Annotated in this window: 2 protein-coding genes; one reads left to right on the top strand and one right to left on the bottom strand. The window is 53.9% G+C overall.

Annotated elements, in window-relative coordinates:
* Nucleotides 1-209 (top strand): ACT domain-containing protein (locus tag ACP5VX_RS07310; RefSeq protein ID WP_428725217.1); only part of this gene is annotated, 209 nt, incomplete at its 5' end.
* A 173-nt stretch (nucleotides 210-382) separates the two neighbouring features.
* On the opposite strand, the gene ACP5VX_RS07305 is transcribed toward ACP5VX_RS07310, so the two are convergent.
* Nucleotides 383-856 (bottom strand): archaellin/type IV pilin N-terminal domain-containing protein, encoded by a 474-nt coding sequence (locus ACP5VX_RS07305; RefSeq protein ID WP_428725216.1) that lies wholly within the window; start codon nucleotides 854-856, stop codon nucleotides 383-385.
* Nucleotides 857-1,045 lie beyond the last annotated feature (189 nt).

Here is a 1,045-nt window from a genome sequence, read left to right as displayed (position 1 = left end):
TCGTGAGCCCCGTGGAGAACGTCTACACGCCGGGGCTAATAGCGTACGTAACCAGCCTCCTCGCCCAGGCCGGGATAAACATTGTACAGATAACCTCCAGCTACAGCGAGACAATGATGGTCGTCTCCCCCGAGGACACGGTGAAGGCCTCCAACGTACTCAACGACGCGATCTCGAGGGCCAGGAAAAAGTCTGGGAGGCGGTTTTGACGGCACGCCTCTATGGAAGAAGGGCTACTGGCTTTACTAAACGCGTTTACGCCCAGCTCCTTAGCTGCCCTTACACTACCTCATGCTAACTAGTTGTAACCCGGCATCGAACGTGGCACCAGGCGATACGCGAAAAGCGGGTGGGAAAAAATGTGGTAATTAAACCTGGGCCGCTAAGGTAGGACGATCTGGACAGGGTAGGTCTTGCCGCTCGCGGTGTGTAGCTTGATCTCGACCTGCTGCCCGGGAGAGAAGGATAGAGCCTGGCCCGAGCCTTTCGGGATGTACAGCTGTATACTTGTGTCTTGTCCTGGGGAGAGCGTGACCGGTAAAGAGGTCGGAGACACGAGTGATATAGTGCCCGGTGGAGATGTTAGCGTTATAGACGCGTACGGTATCCCGTTCACGAATATCTGGTCAATCGTGGCCGTCGTTGTACCAGCGTTTTTAACAGACAGGTATACGTTCCACCCCTTCCCGTCGGTTGTCGCCAGAGCGTAGGCGTTGACTATCTGGAGGTTCTCGGTGCCGGTGAAGCCGCCCACAAGCCCAGTCATCCAGAGGGCTACAGCGATCGCTACGGCTATTGTCACCGCGACGATGATGACCGTGGCTATGACCGGGCTTATCGCCTTCAAGTCTTCCACCCCGCTATAGTTATTTGGCTAGCATAACTTATAAGTGTAACAACGATATTCCTGCGGAGATCGCTTAGGGTAATATTCGGGTATTAAACTGGCTCTTTTCACCATAAATGTTCCCTTTACCTCAACACTTTTATCCCACCCCGTACGAGATTTTATTCGGGTCGACAGCCATGCTTAGGAGGCTACTCG

It is taken from the genome of Thermogladius sp. (genome assembly GCF_049970955.1).
Lineage (GTDB): Archaea > Thermoproteota > Thermoprotei_A > Sulfolobales > Desulfurococcaceae > Thermogladius.
Note: the sequence above shows the minus strand (reverse complement) of the source record. Positions and strands in the feature narration are given on the sequence as shown.